We start from the raw sequence: 13,254 nt of genomic DNA, 5'->3' as shown, positions 1-13,254 counted from the left end.
GTATCGAGAGTCGTCGTCGTCATGGCGCATCCTGTCGCACAACTGTTTTAGCCACGCAATACACTTGTTTCGGATCGTTCCGATATCGCGTGGCCGGATATGCCGCGTCTGTTATCGCGTGGGCGCGGTAACGCCAAGCATCGGTTGGTCGGATTTCGCCACGATTCAAAGCCGCGCGCCAGCGTCGGAAGACGCCCCGCCCGCCCGTGTGACACCGAGATGCCGCGAACGGGGCGTCGAGGGCGCACGAGAAATCCCGGCAACACCTCTGTACATGTCCCTAGCACCCTATCGCGGAACCGTCCTGCGAAATGACCCGGTGGTGCGTAGGACGAGCCGAGTCGTATGGCTGCGCATCGCGGGCCGGTGCCGTCTCGATGTCGTGCAGCACCTGTGTCGGCGAACCCAGCACCGCATTCCGCGCCCTGAGGCTTGCGTCCAGAAACGGCTTGGTCAGCGCCATGAACCGTCGCGGGGTCATCCCGAGGAAGGTCGCCGAATCGCGCAGGAAATGCGACGCATCGAAATAGGATCGGTCGATCCGCGTATAGTCCGCGCCGCCGCCGTCGGTCATCAATCGGACGAACGAGCGTAGGAACCGCGCGCGCAACAACAGCATCTTGGGCGGAAAGCCGAAATGGCGGACCGCCAGTCGCCGCAACGCATGCGTCGGCATCTCGAGCTGTGCGGCGACGGACGTGATGTCGGTCGGGCCGTCGGTCGCGAGTATCTCCATCAACTGTCGGATCTGCGGCGCATCGGCATGCGACCTCCCCAGCCGAGCGAGCAGCAGCGCATCAAGGATCGGCGCCACCGCGGCGTCGTCCGGCGCACCCTGCAACGCGGCTACCACGTCGCGCGTGAAGGCCTTGCCCAGCACGTCCTCCAACGGGACGATACGGTTGCGGAAGTCGGCGGCCGATCGCCGAAACAACCGCGCCCACCCCAGCGCGCTGATCCCGAAGCCGATCATCACGCCCCCGTGCGTCACGGCCTTCAGCGCCTGGTTGGTCGGTCCGAACAGGCTTGCCGATGGCAGTGGATCATAGGTCCGCCGACCGATCGAGACCGCGATCGGCCCTGCATCGATCGCGATCCGGACGTTGGCGGTTGCCGGCAGGAACCAGTCCACCTGCCCTTCCCCACCCGTATCGGATCGATAGACGTGATAGCCGGTAATGTAATCGGCGAGCGCGGCGGCGGGTCGGTCATACCGGATCGCCATACCCGCCGGCATCGCAAACACCGCGTCATCGACGCCCGCCGTATTCGTGCCGCCCGCAATCCTGTCCGTCTTCAAGCGCCTGCCCCCAAGCCATTCCCGTCGTTATACTTAACCTTAAGCAAAGACACATTCGCGCGCGAGTCACGAAACGGCGCTCACCACGCCGGTCCGCCCCCGATCGCACCGACCGCAAGCGCCACGATCCTGGCCTGACAGGATTATTCCGCCGCAAGCGACAACGGCGGTTGACCGCAGCACAAAAACGAAGCATTTGCGCCGCCTTCACGCAATCGGGGCCCGATGGCGGAGTGGTGACGTAGAGGACTGCAAATCCTCGCACCCGGGTTCGATTCCCGGTCGGGCCTCCAGTGAATGCGCGAGCGTCGAGTGCCGTGTTGAAGCGCAACCTCTTAAAAGCGACGCGCGCTGCCACCTTTCGATGGAAACGGCTCGCTCGAGAAAAGGGAATAACGCGTGCGAGCCGCAGTCCGGGGCTGGATACGGTCTTGGGACGTAGCCAGCCCGAATTCCATGCGCCTGCACGCGGCCGGGATCAAGCGATTTTTGAACACGGAGTATGCCGACCCGCCTTGGTGACGAGCCAAAGGTTGATGGCGTGCCGACATACCTTCAGACCAACCAACGAACCGACGTAACGGGCGCATTTTCCCGTGCGAATCGCGCCGCATAGAGACTGGCGACGGTATCGATCAGATCAGCGCGTCGAGCAGGCCTATCAACGGGGGATCGGCGGGCGGCATCGGCAGGGCATGCATGTCCGCGGGCCGCACCCATCGCAGCGCGGTCGCCTCGATCGCGCGCGGCACGCCGCTCCACTTTCGCGTGATGTAGAGCAGCAGCAGCAGATGCCGGTCGCCGAGCGGCGCACTGGCGAATGCGGCCGGCGCCAGGCAGGCATGGGGCACCGCGATCGCCAGCTCCTCTTCGAGTTCGCGGATCAGCGCCGCCTCCGGGGTTTCACCCGGCTCGACCTTGCCGCCCGGAAACTCCCAGAGCCCGGCAAGCGATTTGCCTTCCGGACGCTGCTGAAGAAGCACCCTGCCCTCGATATCGACGAGTGCTGCCGCAACCACGGGCAGGAGGTGCGCGGCGGCGGTCGGCGCGGGCGCGCTTGTCGCTTTCGCCAGATCGTTGGTCATTCCTTAATTCCCCAAAAGTAGATCCGCGGTCATGGATTTCATATCTCCCGCGACGACTCCCGTCATCCGAACGATCGCGCGCGCGGTGCGCGACAGGAAGGGGGCGACTGCGGTCGAATACGGGATGATCGTGGCTTTCGTGGTGATCGCGATGATCGTCGGCCTGGCGACGCTCGGGCGTGCGACGACGGGTCTGTGGACCAGCATCGAGACCAAGGTAACGGCCGCCCGGTGATCTCGAAGAGAATCGTCCGCCACCTTAAACCTTTCTCAACCAACCACTTGTATCTCTCGGGTCGCTGATCCGGCCCGTCCGGTGCAGCCGGGTGACACTGAAGTAATCGAAATGATGGAGACCGGAATGACGACGATCCGCAAGTTTTTCAAGGACAGCAAGGGCGCGACCGCAATCGAATACGGCCTGATCGCCGCGCTGATCGCCGTCGCCGCGATTGCTGCGATGCAGGGCCTTGGTACGAGCCTCAACAAGACGTTCACCAACGTCTCGGGCAAGCTGAACTCGTCGGTAGCCAGCTAATAACCGATGCCGAGGGACGCTCCGTTCGCGGACCGTCCCTCCACCGGATATCGCTACGAAAAAGGCGGCGGAACCTCGGTTCCGCCGCCTTTTTCCTATCCGCGGATCAGTGCAAAGCGATCAGAGACGCCCCATCTTGAGGAACTTGGCCTGGCGGTCCTTGCGCAGCTCGACGGGGGCCAGCGTCGCCAGATCGTTCAGGGCGGACGTCAGGGCGGAGCCAAGCGCATCGATCGCCGCTGTACGGTCGCGGTGCGCGCCACCCAAGGGCTCGGGGACGATATCGTCGATGACGCCGAACGCCTTCAGGTCCTGCGCGGTGATGCGCATCGCTTCGGCGGCCTCGGGTGCCTTGTCGGCGGTGCGCCACAGGATCGAGGCGCAGCCTTCGGGGCTGATCACCGAATAGATCGCGTGTTCGAACATCAGCACGCGGTTGCCCGCCGCCAGCGCGACCGCGCCGCCCGAACCGCCCTCGCCGACGATCGCCGAGACGATCGGCACACCGGCGTTGAGGCAGGCCTCGGTCGAGCGCGCGATCGCCTCGGCCTGACCGCGCTCTTCGGCCTGAATGCCGGGGAACGCGCCCGACGTGTCGACCAACGTCACGATCGGCAGCCCGAATCGGTCCGCGAGTTCGACCAGGCGGATCGCTTTCCGGTAGCCCTCGGGCTTGCCCATGCCGAAATTGTGACGGAGGCGGCTGGCGGTGTCGTCGCCCTTCTCGTGGCCAAGCACCATGATTTTTCGCCCGCGGAACGTCGCGAAGCCGCCAAGAATCGCCTGGTCGTCGCCGAATGCGCGGTCGCCGGCGAGCGGCACGAACTCGTCGAACAGCGCGGCGACGTAATCCTTGAAGTGCGGGCGCTCGGGATGGCGCGCGACTTGCGCCTTCTGCCACGGCGTCAGCCGCGCGAAGGTATCCTTCAGCAACTTGTCGGACTTCGCCTGCAGACGGGCGATGTCGGCGGCTAGGTCGACGCTGCCTTCGGCGGCGGTGTCGCGGAGTTCGTCGATCCGGCCCTGGAGTTCGGCGATCGGTTTCTCGAAGTCGAGGAAGCTTGGCATGTGCGGCGGTTACGGCGCGGGCGCGTCCGCGTCAACGCGGCGGCAGATCGGCGAGCGGATGACGCGTATTGACGAGTTCGACGAGGCGGCTCGAATCGACGTGCGTGTAGATTTCGGTGGTGGCGATATCGGCGTGGCCGAGCATCGATTGGAGCGCGCGCAAGTCCGCACCGCCCGCAAGCAGGTGCGTGGCGAAGGCATGGCGCAGGACGTGCGGGCTGACGCGGTCGGGCGGAATGCCCGCTTCGGCAGCGAGGGCCTTGACCAACTGGTACAGACGGATGCGGGACAGATGACCCTTGCCCGACGGGAACAACCAGAGCCGGTCCGTCGCCACATAGGCGCGCCAGACCGCAACCGCCGCGCGCGCGCGATCGGAGATGGGGACCAGCCGTTCGCGCCCGCCCTTGCCGCGCAGGATCAGGAACGGGCGATCGGGATGGACCGCATTGCGCGGCAGGCTGACGAGTTCGGTCGCGCGCAGCCCGGAGCCGTAGAGAAGTTCGAACAGCGCAGAGAGGCGCAGGTCGTTCGGGTCCAGCGGATCGCGCGCAGCGCGTTCGGCGATCGCGCCGAAGAGGCGGTCGATGTCGGCATGGCTCAACACCTTGGGCAAGGTGCGCGCGGTGCCGGGTCGGGGCAGCGCCTTGCCGGGATCGTCGGCGCGGTGCCCCTCGTCGGCGAGAAACGCGAAGAATCGGCGGAGCGACGCGGACTTTCGGCCCACGGTCGACCGGGAAAGCGCGGACCAGCCCCCCGACAGCGTCGCGAGCGCATCCGCATCCGCCTCCACCAACCCGCCTTCCAGCGCCTGCGAGGCGAGCGTCAGGTCGCTGCGATAGGCGGCGACGGTGTTGGGCGCGGCACCCGCCTCCGCTGCCATCATCTCCAGAAACCGATCGATCAGCGCGCGGTCGGCAGCGTGAGTCACGCGCGCGCGATCGCCTCGGCCGCGATCATCCGCGCCTCGCCATCGAGACCGACGCCGCGGAGCGCGCCGACGATGCGGTACAGTGCTTCCGGAGGAATGTCCTTCCAGTTCGCAGCCTGCATGCCGATCGCGGCGAGCACGACGACCGTACCCGCCTGCCCGTCGCGCGCGGCGCGATCGAGCGCGCGGGTCCAAGCATTCTCCGCGCCGACACGAACGCCGAGCGACTGCGCCGCGCGCTCGATATCGCCCTGATCGAGGCGCCCCAGCCCTGCGAGGCCGGCGAACAGCATGCGCTGTTTCAAGGCCGAATCACCTTCGCCGCCCGAATAGGAGGCGAGATCGGAATAGCTCAGCCGGCGATAGGCGTCGGGATCGCTGAGCATGATCATCGCCCACGCGTCCCCACCGGCGGGTACCGTACCGAGCCATCGCGCGGCGGTACGATCGAGCCCGGCGGACAGCATCGACGCCACCAGATGATCGGCTTCGACCTTCGCCAGCGCCGGATTCATCCGTGCCGCCGCCCGCGCCGTCAGCACGAGGCGCGAATAGGACGGTCGCGCGTCGGCCCCGCCCCACAACTGACGGAGCGCATTCAGCCGCGCATCGGGACTGCGATCGGCATACGCCGTCTGGAGGTCGTTGGCCGTCGCAGTCGCGGTGCTCTGCGTATCGTCGTCGGTCGATGCCGCCGCATAGAGATCGACCAACGCTGCGCTGGAGAGCACGCCCTGCCCCGCCGCGGACTCCGCAGGGGCCAGCCGGACACCGAGCGGAACCGACGGCGACAAGGCCTGCCAGTATCGCACCTGAGGACCGGCGCTCGCATACAAGTCGTCGGGGACGGCCACGCCGGTCGCCATCGCCAGCCCGAACCGCCACGCGGTCAACTGGTCGACGCCGTCCCACTCGATCGTTACGGCCTGACGTCCCTGCGCGCCCGCACCCACGACCTTTTGCGCGAGCAGCAGGTCGACGCCGCTCGCGACGTTGCGACGCTTGGCGGTCGCGATCAACGGGGTCGCCTGTGCGGGATTGCCCGACAGGCCGGCGCACATCGCCTGCGCCATCGTCCAGCCGCGCGCCGGTGCGTAGCGCATCGCGCCAGCAACCAGCGGGCACAAGCCGGCTGGATCGCCCGACGCAAGCGCCGCATTCATCGCCACCTGGTAGAGTTTCGGCGTATAATTGTCGGTATCGACGCTCTGCGTGACCGCCCGCGCAGCAGTCGATTCGCCCATCCTGAGCAGCAACCACGCACGTTCGGCGGCAAAGTCCGCGCCGTTGGTCCGGGTCGGCGTATCGACGCGCGACACCAGCGCGCGCCGCAGCAGGATCGACATCCAGCGCGATGGCAGCGGCGCAGTGAGGCGGCGCATCAGCGTCTCGACATATTGGCCGTCAGCCTCACCGAACGCGTCGGTCTCCAGCCCACCGTCGCGCGGCGTCACCGGGCCGACCGTCGCCAGCGACCGCCGTGCCGATTCGGGCATCTCGTAGCGCGCCAGAAGTGCCGGATCGACGGGCGCCGGGGTGGCACCGGGTGCCACGGGCACGGCATTGGCAGCGGTCGTCGCCGGCAGCGGCTGGATCATCGCTCCCGGTTGTGCGGGTGCAGCCCCCGTCTGCGACGGGAGCGGCTGCGAAGGCGTCGGCTGCGACGGACTGCCCGGACGCGGCGGCTGGGTACCGGCGGGCGGTGCAGGTCGCGGAGCAGGCGTGGGCGTCGGATCGCCGAACCCGGGCGGCAGGATCGATTCGGGGCGATCCTGACCGATCGCCGGCGCCAGTGCGATCGCACCGGTCCCGACCAGAACGCAGGCGGCGACAGTCGCCGCGAGCGTCGCCTTAAGAGAGGTTCGCAAGCGTCACAGCCTTTTCGACGCGGCTCTGCGGACGCTCGGTCGCACGCCCTGCCAGCAGGAACAGGCCGCCGACCACGACCACAAGAACGACGACGACCGAGACGATGAAACGGGGCATACGACGTAACCTTGTAGTGAACGGGGCAATAATATCGCGCGCCAAGAGCTTTTGCCCTCGCGCGGAGCCGCTGTATAGCGCGGGCTACGATGTTGCAAAGCCACAACCCTTCCGGCGGTCGCCGCCCTGCCCCGATCGATCGCCCGATCGTGCTCGTCGGGCTGATGGGCGTCGGCAAGACCACCGTCGGCCGCCGCCTCGCGCTGCGCATGAACCTGCCGTTCGTCGATGCCGACCATGAGATCGAGGCGGCGTCGGGCATGACCGTCGCCGAGATCTTCGCGAAATACGGTGAAGAGTATTTCCGCGACGGCGAACGCCGCGTGATCGCGCGGCTCATCGACGGCACGCCGAAGATCATCGCGACGGGCGGCGGTGCGTTCATCAACGACGACACGCGCGCGCTGATCCTGCGTGATGCGGTGTCGGTGTGGCTCAGCGCACACCCTGACATCCTGGTCGAACGCGTCGGGCGGCGCGATACGCGGCCGCTTCTGCGCAACCGCGATCCGGGCAAGGTGCTCGCCGAACTGGCGCGCGTGCGCAACCCGATCTACGCGCAGGCGCACATCCATATTGTCAGCAACAAGACGCCGCACGAAGCGACCGTCGCCGCTATCCTGAGGGCGCTTGGCCGATGAAGACCGTTACCGTCGAACTGGGTGCGCGGACCTACCCGATCCATGTCGAGGCGGGAATTCTCGCAAGGGCGGGCGACCATCTCGCGCCACTCGCCGGCACGCGCCGCGTGGCGATCGTCACCGACGAGAATCTGTCGGTCCACCTCGCGACCCTGCAGGCGTCGCTGACGGCGGCGAGAATCGCGTCCGAGGCAATCGTGCTGCCGCCGGGCGAGGGCAGCAAGAGCTGGGCGACGCTGGAGAGGCTGTGCGACCGGTTGCTCGAACTCGGCGTCGAGCGCGGCGATCACGTCGTCGCGCTGGGTGGCGGCGTGATGGGGGACCTGGTCGGGTTCGCCTGCTCGATTCTCAAGCGCGGCTGCAATTTCGTCCAGATCCCGACGAGCCTGCTCGCACAGGTCGACAGCTCGGTCGGCGGCAAGACCGCGATCAACACGCGCGCCGGCAAGAACCTGATCGGCGCGTTTCATCAGCCGATGATGGTGCTGATTGACCCCCAGGTGCTCGACACGCTGCCGATCCGCGAGCTGCGCGCAGGCTATGCGGAGGTCGTGAAATACGGGCTCATTGACGATTTAGCGTTCTTCGAATGGTGCGAGGCCAACGGCGCGGCGTTGCTGGCTGGCGACCTGGCCCTCCGCGAATATGCGATCGCGCACAGCGTTTCGGCCAAGGCGCGGATCGTCGCGGCGGACGAGCATGAGACGAACGGAACGCGGGCGTTGCTCAACCTCGGGCATACCTTTGGTCACGCGCTGGAAGCCGAGACCGGCTTCTCGCAGGCGTTGATTCACGGCGAGGGTGTCGCGGCGGGCTGTTCGCTGGCGTTCGGCTTCTCCGCGGCGCAAGGAATCTGCTCGGGGCAGGATGCGGAGCGTGTCGCGGCGCATTGGTGCGCTGTCGGCCTGCCGGACGGTCTGGCGGCGGCGAAGATCGGCGCTGGCGGGGCGCGCCTCGTCGATCACATGCGGCACGACAAGAAGATGGCGGCCGGCACGCTACCCTTCCTGCTCGCGCGCGGAATCGGGCAGACGTATCTCGACAAGACGGTCGAGCTCGCCGACGTCGAAACCTTCCTCGACGCAAGGCCCCGCTGATGCCGAACGGTGTCTCCAAGCAGAACCTGCCGACCAAAGTGTGTCCGGCGTGCGAGCGGCCATTCACGTGGCGCAAGAAATGGGCACGCGACTGGGACAGCGTGATCTACTGCTCCGACGCCTGCCGGAAGAAGCGCTGATCGTGCCATCCTCCCCCGCCAGGGGGAGGTGGCTGGCGCTTGCCAGACGGAGGGGGCGGTACGCGACAACCGCGATTGCGCGTTCCTCCCCCTCCGTCACCTTCGGCGACACCTCCCCCTGGCGGGGGAGGAATGTACACCGCCAGGGTCAGGTCCGGGCGGCACTCCACGCGAGCCACAGCCAGCCGGCAATCAACAGCGCGCCCCCGATCGGCGTGATCGCGCCGAACCAGCGCGGTGCGCCCAGCGCCATCGCGTACAACGTCAGTGCGAAGATCGCCGCGCCGATCACGAACAGCCATGCCGGCCCTCGTGCCTCCATCCTGATCGCGACCAGTGCGGCGACGATATGGACCAACTGATACTGCGCCCCCGTCTTGAGCCACTCCGCCGCCGATCCACTGGCGCCGTGGGCACCGAACGCCCCCGCGGCGACGGCGATCGCGCCTGAGAGCGCTGCGAGAATGGCGATGATCATTGCGAGTCATTCCCCCAGGGAAAGCGCTTGGCGGTCTCGGCCCGCGCCGCACGCATGTCGCCCGAATCGATCTGGAGCTGCAACCGCTCCTTGTCGCGCGCGCGATATTGCTCCTCGGCACGATCGATATCGGTCGGCGACACGTCCAGTCCGCGCAGCGCCAGCCGCGCCATCTTCACCGCGGACTCGAGCACTTCGCGCACCACCGCGGTCGCGGACGTGTTCTTCAGTTTCACCAGCGCGCGCCGATCGAACGCGCGGACATAGATCGCGGCCTTTGGAAACGCCTCGTGGACCCCCTCGATCGTGGCTGGATCGAGTTGGTCGCCGTCCATGCAGAAGCAGATGATCTCCGCCTCCGCCGCCCCCGCCTGCCGCAGCAGGTCGAGCCTCGTGCCGTCGCCATAATAAACCTTCGCGCCGAACTCGCCGGCGATATCGATCATCTCGATATCGGTGTCGATCAGCGTCACGGGGATATCCTGCGCGAGCAGCATCTGGCCGACCGTCTGGCCGAACCGTCCATAGCCCACGATGATCGCATTCGCCCCGTCGGTCTTCGGCCCATCGCGTTCCTGGTCCTTGGCGACGGGTTCGGTCCGGAAGCGCCGCGTGATTCCCATCAGGAACGGCGTCGTCGCCATCGACAGCGTGATGATCGCGCCGAACTGGCTGGCCGCCTGAGGCTCGATCAACAGCCCCGCCTGCGCCTGCGCGAACAGCACGAAGCCGAACTCGCCGCCTTGGCTCAGCAACAGGCCGAGCGCGAACGCCTGTCGCCACGTCATCTTGAACGCCATGCCGATCAGCATGATGACGCCGGTCTTGGTGAGGATCAGCGCGGCGGCCATCGCCATGACGAACAGCGGGCGTTCGGCGATCGCGCCCAGATCGAGCACCATGCCCACCGCGAGAAAGAACAGCCCGAGCAGGATCGAGCGGAACGGCTCGACATCGGCCTCCAGTTCATGCCGATACGGGCTGTCGGCGAGCATCACGCCGGCGATGAACGCGCCGAGCGCCGTCGACAGCCCGAGCCATTCCATGATCGCCGCGCTGGCGATCACCGTGAACAGCCCGGCGAACACGAACATCTCGCGCTCGCCGAGATTGCCGATCAGGCGGAAGAACGGACGAAGCAGAAAGCGGCCGGCGACGACCAGCCCGACGACGGCAAGAACGGTGTAGATCGCCAGCAGCCAGCCGGGAGGCGCGTTGGCGTCGGCGGGGTTGCGGCTCATCGCCGCGACGATCGTGATCAGCGGGACGATCGAGAGATCCTGGAACAGCAGGATCGAGAAGGCGCGCTCGCCGAACGGCGTCTTCATCCGGCCGGACGAGCGCAGCATCGGCAGGACCTGTGCCGTCGACGAGAGCGCGAGCGGGAGCCCGAGCGCGAGCGCGGCGGGGAGCGAGAACTTCGCGCCGACCCAGACGATCGCGGTGATCGCAAGCCCGCAGATCGCAACCTGGAGCAGGCCGAGCCCGAAGATCTCCTCCTTCATCCTCCACAATCGTGTCGGATTGAGTTCGAGGCCGACGATGAACAGCAGGAGCGTGATGCCGAGTTCGGCGAACCCGAGCTTGGATTCCGCATCGCCGACCAAGCCGAGCACATGCGGCCCGACGACGGCGCCGGCGACAAGATACCCCAGCGTCGCGCCCAGCCCGAGCCGACGAAACAGCAGAACGAACATCAGCCCGAACCCGAGCAAGACGACGCCGTCGCGCAGCAGCGACGGTGCCGTGCCCTCCGCCATCAGACCTTCGCCTTTGCAGCGGTGTCGGCAGCCTCGGCGGCCGCTTCGAACGCGAGCCGGATGGAGGGGTGGCGCGCGGTATAGTCGAGCGCGGGGGTGAAGATATCCATCCCCGGCCAATCAGGCGCCTCGCCCTCGCGCGCAAGCCATGCGGTCAACGCGTCGCGCGTCGCGGCGAGTTCGGCGGGGGTGCGGCCCAGGATGTTGGCGGCGAGCAACGACGACGACGCCTGCCCTAAGGCGCAGGCGCGGACCAACAGGCCGACCTCGTTGACCCGGCCCTGGTCGTCGACCGCGACGTCGATCGTCACGCGGCTGCCGCAGATCGGCGAGCGCTTCTCGGCGGTCGCCATCGGTTGAGGAAGGCGTTCGTGATGCGGGATCGTCGCGGCAAGGCGCAGGATCTCGGCGTTGTAGAGGGGCGCGCTCATGGCTTCGGCTCGCTTGCTGAATCGGATCGGGAGGGTGGCGTTCGGGCGCCGAAGACGGGCTGCCCACGGCGGCGGCGGTCGACGAAATCGGCGATCCCGGCGCTGGTCGCGTTGAGCAGGGGATAGGTGCGCGACTTGGTCATCCATTCCGGGCGCCGCGACGGTCCGCCGCTCATCGTGTCGATGACGAGCGTGGCGAGCAGGAAGACGAGGCTCGCGAGGATAAGGCCTTTGAGCGCACCGAACCCGAAGCCGAGCGCACGGTCGACGGGGCCGAGAATCGACGTCCGCGTCCGCGCACCGATCGCGTTGGCGACGAGGCGGCCGCCGATATAGGTGACGCCGGTGATGATCGCGAACGCAAGCACCGCGGCTCCCCCCACGGTCCCGATCATCGGCGACAGCGCGGCGGCAAGCGGAATGTGGAACAGCTTCAGCATCGCGACCATCGCGACCCAGGCGAACATCGACAGCACTTCGGTGACGAACCCGCGGAGCAGCCCGAGCACCGCGGACCCGGCGACGGCAAGCAGGACGACGATGTCTAGGGCGGAAAGGTTCATGCCGTCTGGAATAGGGATGCGGGGGCCGAACCGCTAGTGCGCGCTGCGACTTGCGCGCGCAGAGCTGGCAATCCCCTGGCGTTCCTTGGCCAGCGGAAGTACCACCCTAGCGGTTCGGCCCGAACACACCGTAGCGTTCGCGCCACGCGGCGACTTCCTCATGCAGATGGCCGGGCGCGGGATCTCCCGATAGCACGAAGCCGGCAACGTCATTGTCGGGATGCATCAGCATTTTCTTCGATCCGTCACTGAACCAGACCGGGACCAGCTGGTCGCACACGCTGTCCAACACGGTCGCCGCCATGCCGTTCGCGATCGCGTCGCTGCCCGCGAGCACGCGGACATGGATCGAGACGCCTTCGAAGCAATTCTGCGGTTCGTTCACGAAATTGAGCGAGACGAGAAGCCCGGACCGGTCGGGCCGGGCCTCGTCGGGCAGGCTCGCGACCCGCCGCCAGGCGCAGAACCACGTCCGGCAGATGCGCGGGCGAACCGCGTGGATACCGCACCCGCGTTCGCAGAGATGGATGCACGGCGTTCCAGCAGGCTTGGCGAACTCGGGCGTGTCCACCGTCAGCTCGGTACAACATATAGCGCAGTCGCCGCAGGCCCGATCGGCAAGGACCGGCCCCAGCAGCATGGTTTCCACGTCGGCCTGGGGCCGCATCGACGCCGGCCGTTCCTCTACCGGGATCGATGGAGCGGTATCACGCCGATCCAAGGCTCAATTGCCCTCGGAATCCACCGTGAAGACCATCGGCTTGCCGCGCGACATCGGCTCCCATCCCGCCTGCAAGGCAGCCCGCACGCCGCGGGAGATCGTCGCATCGTCGATCTGGAGTCGCCTGCGCGGCAGCCCCTTCAACAGGCGTTTCGGCGCGGGGAACTCGAGCAGGGCTTCCCGTTTGGCGTCTTCCTGCAACAGCGAGATCGTCATGCCCTTCCAACCATCGGCATCCGTGTGCTGCGGCTCGCGCTCGAGGTTCCAATCGTATCGGGTGCCATCGACCTCGACGGTGCCGGTATTGCTTTTAGTGTTCGCCATGCCGGGGGCCATAGCATGGCTGGCGCGCGAGGCCATGCGTTCGGCGCTTGGCCGGACTTGCCCTCCACGATGCCGTTGCGCTCGGTTCGATAGCTGGGGTTCGACAAAAGCCTTCACCGCCCCGCCCCGGCGGAGGCCGGGGTCCAGTTGGGAGACGCTGCCGACTACCGCCGCGCGCAGTCACAGCGACC

General features: G+C 67.2%; 17 protein-coding genes and 1 tRNA gene. 6 read left to right on the top strand and 12 right to left on the bottom strand.

Going from position 1 to position 13,254, the window contains the following annotated elements:
- Nucleotides 1-280 precede the first annotated feature (280 nt).
- Complete coding sequence (locus HMP09_RS00615) at nt 281-1,300, bottom strand: helix-turn-helix domain-containing protein (RefSeq protein WP_176498744.1); 1,020 nt, start codon at nt 1,298-1,300, stop codon at nt 281-283.
- Between the two features lie 219 nt (nt 1,301-1,519).
- On the opposite strand from HMP09_RS00615, the gene HMP09_RS00610 reads away from it, so the two are divergent.
- Nucleotides 1,520-1,593, top strand: a tRNA-Cys gene (locus HMP09_RS00610).
- A gap of 342 nt (nt 1,594-1,935) precedes the next feature.
- On the opposite strand, the gene HMP09_RS00605 is transcribed toward HMP09_RS00610, so the two are convergent.
- Entirely contained in the window at nt 1,936-2,385 is a 450-nt protein-coding gene (locus HMP09_RS00605; RefSeq protein ID WP_176498743.1) for a (deoxy)nucleoside triphosphate pyrophosphohydrolase, read from the bottom strand.
- Nucleotides 2,386-2,416: 31 nt separating this feature from the next.
- On the opposite strand from HMP09_RS00605, the gene HMP09_RS00600 reads away from it, so the two are divergent.
- Together HMP09_RS00600 and HMP09_RS00595 are read left to right on the top strand one after the other, a co-directional pair.
- On the top strand, nt 2,417-2,620 hold the full coding sequence (locus HMP09_RS00600) for a Flp family type IVb pilin (RefSeq protein WP_176498742.1): 204 nt from the start codon (nt 2,417-2,419) through the stop codon (nt 2,618-2,620).
- Nucleotides 2,621-2,746: 126 nt separating this feature from the next.
- Nucleotides 2,747-2,923 carry a Flp family type IVb pilin gene (locus HMP09_RS00595; RefSeq protein ID WP_176498741.1) on the top strand — a complete coding sequence of 59 codons (177 nt, stop codon included), beginning with the start codon at nt 2,747-2,749 and terminating at the stop codon, nt 2,921-2,923.
- 120 nt (nt 2,924-3,043) lie between these two features.
- Here HMP09_RS00595 and HMP09_RS00590 read toward each other — a convergent pair whose 3' ends face one another.
- From HMP09_RS00590 to HMP09_RS18510, 4 genes are read right to left on the bottom strand one after another with little or no spacing between them, the layout of a single operon-like run.
- Nucleotides 3,044-3,991: an acetyl-CoA carboxylase carboxyltransferase subunit alpha gene (locus HMP09_RS00590; RefSeq protein WP_176498740.1), complete on the bottom strand. Its 948-nt coding sequence runs from the start codon at nt 3,989-3,991 to the stop codon at nt 3,044-3,046.
- Between the two features lie 31 nt (nt 3,992-4,022).
- A complete protein-coding gene (locus HMP09_RS00585) occupies nt 4,023-4,877 on the bottom strand; it encodes a tyrosine-type recombinase/integrase (protein WP_176501488.1) in 855 nt (284 codons plus the stop codon).
- A gap of 41 nt (nt 4,878-4,918) precedes the next feature.
- Nucleotides 4,919-6,790, bottom strand: a complete 1,872-nt coding sequence (locus HMP09_RS00580) for a hypothetical protein (RefSeq protein ID WP_332103254.1) — start codon at nt 6,788-6,790, stop codon at nt 4,919-4,921.
- Entirely contained in the window at nt 6,774-6,908 is a 135-nt protein-coding gene (locus HMP09_RS18510) for a hypothetical protein (protein WP_269473577.1), read from the bottom strand. Before HMP09_RS18510 ends, HMP09_RS00580 begins: the two co-directional genes overlap by 17 nt.
- A gap of 89 nt (nt 6,909-6,997) precedes the next feature.
- On the opposite strand from HMP09_RS18510, the gene HMP09_RS00575 reads away from it, so the two are divergent.
- The 3 genes from HMP09_RS00575 to HMP09_RS00565 are packed head-to-tail and all read left to right on the top strand — an operon-like array spanning nt 6,998 to nt 8,786.
- Nucleotides 6,998-7,549: a shikimate kinase gene (locus HMP09_RS00575; RefSeq protein WP_176498739.1), complete on the top strand. Its 552-nt coding sequence runs from the start codon at nt 6,998-7,000 to the stop codon at nt 7,547-7,549.
- Nucleotides 7,546-8,646: a 3-dehydroquinate synthase gene (gene aroB, locus HMP09_RS00570; protein WP_176498738.1), complete on the top strand. Its 1,101-nt coding sequence runs from the start codon at nt 7,546-7,548 to the stop codon at nt 8,644-8,646. Before HMP09_RS00575 ends, aroB begins: the two co-directional genes overlap by 4 nt.
- A complete protein-coding gene (locus HMP09_RS00565; protein WP_176498737.1) occupies nt 8,646-8,786 on the top strand; it encodes a DUF2256 domain-containing protein in 141 nt (46 codons plus the stop codon). The genes aroB and HMP09_RS00565 overlap by 1 nt, the downstream gene beginning before the upstream one ends.
- 148 nt (nt 8,787-8,934) lie before the next feature.
- Here the strand turns inward: HMP09_RS00565 and HMP09_RS00560 are convergent, their stop codons facing one another.
- The 6 genes from HMP09_RS00560 to HMP09_RS00535 all read right to left on the bottom strand — a co-directional run bounded on the left by HMP09_RS00560 (nt 8,935) and on the right by HMP09_RS00535 (nt 13,075).
- Nucleotides 8,935-9,264 carry a DUF423 domain-containing protein gene (locus tag HMP09_RS00560; RefSeq protein WP_176498736.1) on the bottom strand — a complete coding sequence of 110 codons (330 nt, stop codon included), beginning with the start codon at nt 9,262-9,264 and terminating at the stop codon, nt 8,935-8,937.
- Nucleotides 9,261-11,024: a cation:proton antiporter domain-containing protein gene (locus HMP09_RS00555; RefSeq protein ID WP_176498735.1), complete on the bottom strand. Its 1,764-nt coding sequence runs from the start codon at nt 11,022-11,024 to the stop codon at nt 9,261-9,263. Before HMP09_RS00555 ends, HMP09_RS00560 begins: the two co-directional genes overlap by 4 nt.
- Nucleotides 11,024-11,455, bottom strand: coding sequence for an iron-sulfur cluster assembly scaffold protein (locus tag HMP09_RS00550; RefSeq protein ID WP_176498734.1), 432 nt, complete (start codon nt 11,453-11,455; stop codon nt 11,024-11,026). Before HMP09_RS00550 ends, HMP09_RS00555 begins: the two co-directional genes overlap by 1 nt.
- Complete coding sequence (locus HMP09_RS00545) at nt 11,452-12,018, bottom strand: CvpA family protein (protein WP_176498733.1); 567 nt, start codon at nt 12,016-12,018, stop codon at nt 11,452-11,454. The genes HMP09_RS00550 and HMP09_RS00545 overlap by 4 nt, the downstream gene beginning before the upstream one ends.
- A 106-nt stretch (nt 12,019-12,124) precedes the next feature.
- Nucleotides 12,125-12,685, bottom strand: coding sequence for a YkgJ family cysteine cluster protein (locus HMP09_RS00540; RefSeq protein WP_176498732.1), 561 nt, complete (start codon nt 12,683-12,685; stop codon nt 12,125-12,127).
- A gap of 57 nt (nt 12,686-12,742) precedes the next feature.
- Nucleotides 12,743-13,075: a hypothetical protein gene (locus tag HMP09_RS00535; RefSeq protein WP_176501486.1), complete on the bottom strand. Its 333-nt coding sequence runs from the start codon at nt 13,073-13,075 to the stop codon at nt 12,743-12,745.
- Between the last annotated feature and the right edge of the window lie 179 nt (nt 13,076-13,254).

The organism is Sphingomonas sp. HMP9, from assembly GCF_013374115.1.
Taxonomy (GTDB): domain Bacteria; phylum Pseudomonadota; class Alphaproteobacteria; order Sphingomonadales; family Sphingomonadaceae; genus Sphingomonas.
The sequence above is the reverse complement of the archived record's forward strand: the minus strand, read 5'-3'. Positions and strand labels throughout refer to the sequence as shown.

Excerpts from the sequence above, each read along its gene's own strand:
- HMP09_RS18510 (WP_269473577.1), bottom strand. The coding sequence starts at position 6,908 with ATGCCCCGTTTCATCGTCTCGGTCGTCGTCGTTCTTGTGGTCGTGGTC.
- HMP09_RS00595 (WP_176498741.1), top strand. The coding sequence starts at position 2,747 with ATGACGACGATCCGCAAGTTTTTCAAGGACAGCAAGGGCGCGACCGCA.
- HMP09_RS00585 (WP_176501488.1), bottom strand. The coding sequence starts at position 4,877 with ATGATGGCAGCGGAGGCGGGTGCCGCGCCCAACACCGTCGCCGCCTAT.
- HMP09_RS00545 (WP_176498733.1), bottom strand. The coding sequence starts at position 12,018 with ATGAACCTTTCCGCCCTAGACATCGTCGTCCTGCTTGCCGTCGCCGGG.
- HMP09_RS00605 (WP_176498743.1), bottom strand. The coding sequence starts at position 2,385 with ATGACCAACGATCTGGCGAAAGCGACAAGCGCGCCCGCGCCGACCGCC.
- HMP09_RS00555 (WP_176498735.1), bottom strand. The coding sequence starts at position 11,024 with ATGGCGGAGGGCACGGCACCGTCGCTGCTGCGCGACGGCGTCGTCTTG.
- HMP09_RS00535 (WP_176501486.1), bottom strand. The coding sequence starts at position 13,075 with ATGGCCCCCGGCATGGCGAACACTAAAAGCAATACCGGCACCGTCGAG.
- HMP09_RS00540 (WP_176498732.1), bottom strand. The coding sequence starts at position 12,685 with ATGCGGCCCCAGGCCGACGTGGAAACCATGCTGCTGGGGCCGGTCCTT.
- HMP09_RS00565 (WP_176498737.1), top strand. The coding sequence starts at position 8,646 with ATGCCGAACGGTGTCTCCAAGCAGAACCTGCCGACCAAAGTGTGTCCG.
- HMP09_RS00560 (WP_176498736.1), bottom strand. The coding sequence starts at position 9,264 with ATGATCATCGCCATTCTCGCAGCGCTCTCAGGCGCGATCGCCGTCGCC.
- HMP09_RS00600 (WP_176498742.1), top strand. The coding sequence starts at position 2,417 with ATGGATTTCATATCTCCCGCGACGACTCCCGTCATCCGAACGATCGCG.
- HMP09_RS00550 (WP_176498734.1), bottom strand. The coding sequence starts at position 11,455 with ATGAGCGCGCCCCTCTACAACGCCGAGATCCTGCGCCTTGCCGCGACG.
- HMP09_RS00590 (WP_176498740.1), bottom strand. The coding sequence starts at position 3,991 with ATGCCAAGCTTCCTCGACTTCGAGAAACCGATCGCCGAACTCCAGGGC.
- aroB (WP_176498738.1), top strand. The coding sequence starts at position 7,546 with ATGAAGACCGTTACCGTCGAACTGGGTGCGCGGACCTACCCGATCCAT.
- HMP09_RS00575 (WP_176498739.1), top strand. The coding sequence starts at position 6,998 with ATGTTGCAAAGCCACAACCCTTCCGGCGGTCGCCGCCCTGCCCCGATC.